At 63.4% G+C, this 2,039-nt stretch carries 2 protein-coding genes; both read left to right on the top strand.

Annotated elements, in window-relative coordinates:
- The coding region (locus tag EN939_RS31755) for a BMP family ABC transporter substrate-binding protein (protein WP_127271539.1) at positions 1-560 on the top strand (560 nt) is incomplete at its 5' end.
- 65 nt (positions 561-625) lie between these two features.
- The coding region (locus tag EN939_RS31750; RefSeq protein WP_164751400.1) for an ABC transporter ATP-binding protein at positions 626-2,039 on the top strand (1,414 nt) is incomplete at its 3' end.

Genomic DNA, 2,039 nt, shown 5'->3' with positions numbered 1-2,039 from the left:
ATTCGGTCGATCCTACGATCGAAACGGTCGCGGTCTTCGCCAACTCCTGGTGGGACCCGGTGAAGGAAGGGCAGATCGCCCAGGCCATTCTCGTCCAGAAGGCCGACGTGCTCGCCACGAATCTGAGCGCGACCTCGGCGCTCGACGCCGCCGAAAAGGCAGGCGTTCCTTCGATATGCTTTCAGCTCGACATGTCGCATGCCGCGCCGCGGACGATCCAGACCTCCGTCATCTTCCGCTGGGAGAAATATCTTGTGCCGACGATCAAGGAGATCATCGACGGCAACTGGAAACCCGAGGAATACGGCGCCTTCGAAGGCCTTGAAGCCGGCGTGGTCGATCTCGCTCCTTTTGGCCCCTCGGTTTCCGAGGAGACCAAGGCAAAGGTCGAGGCAGCAAAGCGGGAGATCATCACCGGCAAGCTTGATCCGTTCCAGGGCCCTCTGAAAAAGCAAGACGGCACCATCGTTGTCGACGCCGGCGGGAAGGTCGACGATGCGGCGCTCTGGTCGATGGACTATTTCGTCGACGGTGTCATCGGCACCATGCCGGCGAAGTAATGACGACGGCGCTTCCGCAGGCAGGAGACATGCGACAACCGCCGGGCACGCCGGCGGCTCTGTTGATGCGCGGCATAGGCAAGTCGTTTGACGGCAAAGCCGCGCTCCGCGATGCGTCCTTCTGTCTCGAATGGGGAGAGGTGCATGCCATCGTCGGTGAGAACGGTGCAGGCAAGTCCACTTTGATGAACGTGGCGGCCGGCGTCTATGTAGCTGACGGGGGCGACCAATCGATCGACGGCGAAGCGATCAGTTTGCGCAGCCCGCTGGAAGCCGCCGCCGCCGGTCTCGGCATGGTCCATCAGCATTTCCGGCTGGTCGAGAGTTTTACGGTTGCCGAAAATGTTCTCCTCGGCTTCGGTCGCAAGGCTGCTGTGAAAACGCTGAGCGATGCGGCGGCGATCGTTTCCGCCAAGTCGAGCGAGATCGGCCTGCCCGTCGATCCGCACAAGCTGGTAGCGAACCTTTCGATCGCCGAACGCCAGCGCGCCGAGATCATCAAGGTCATGCTTCTGGGCGCCCGAATTCTGGTCATGGACGAACCGACGGCGGTGCTGACCGACGAGGAAGCGCGCACGCTTCTCTCTTTTGCCCAGCGATTGTCGAGGCAAGGTCACGCCGTGGTTCTGATCACGCACAAGTTCCGGGAGGTTGCCGCTTTCTGCGACCGGGTAACGATCATGCGGCACGGCGAGACCGTGCTTGACGGTGCGCGGGTTGCGAACGTCACCGAAGCGGAGGTGGCGCGGCTGATGGTCGGCGATGCCTTGACGGTTGCGGGCCGGCCGTCATCTCGGCCGGGCGATGTGTGTCTGAGCGTGGAAAGGCTTTCCGCACGGGCGACCGCTCACGGGCAAAGCCTGAACGATCTCGGGTTCGAGCTGCATGTCGGCGAAATCCTTGGCATCGCCGGCGTCGGTGGAAACGGGCAGGAGGAACTCGTTGCCTGCCTTCTCGGACTCGACCGTGCCGGTGCCGGCGCGATCGTACTGGATGGCCAGGACATATCCACCGCCAAGCCAGACCAGCGCCGCGAGGCCGGCTTGCGCGTCATCCCCTCCGACCGCTTTGACAGCGGGTTGATCCGGGAGCTTTCCATTGCCGACAATCTCGCGCTCACGACCGTCGCCAGCGGTAGCTTCGGCGGTCCGTTTCTCCTGAGCCGGCGGGCGATGCGCGAGAAGGCCGCCGAGGCCATCGATGCGTTCGATATCCGCGGCGCGACGCCGGAACGGCCGGCCTCTTTGCTCTCGGGAGGAAACGCGCAGAAAGTGTTGCTCGCGCGGGAGCTCGATCACGGCCTGAAGGTTCTCATAGCGCATTCCCCTTCTCGCGGGCTGGACATGAAAGCGGCCGAGTTCGTCCGATCGGCGATCCGCGGAGCTGTGGAAGCCGGCGCGGCCTGCCTTCTGATCAGCGAGGATCTCCAGGAGGTCATGTCCCTGTCCCATCGGGTGGCCGTCATGAACAGAGGAAGGA

The organism is Mesorhizobium sp. M7A.F.Ca.CA.002.05.1.1 (assembly GCF_003998335.1).
In the GTDB taxonomy this organism is placed as follows: Bacteria; Pseudomonadota; Alphaproteobacteria; order Rhizobiales; family Rhizobiaceae; genus Mesorhizobium.
Note: the sequence above shows the minus strand (reverse complement) of the source record. Positions and strands in the feature narration are given on the sequence as shown.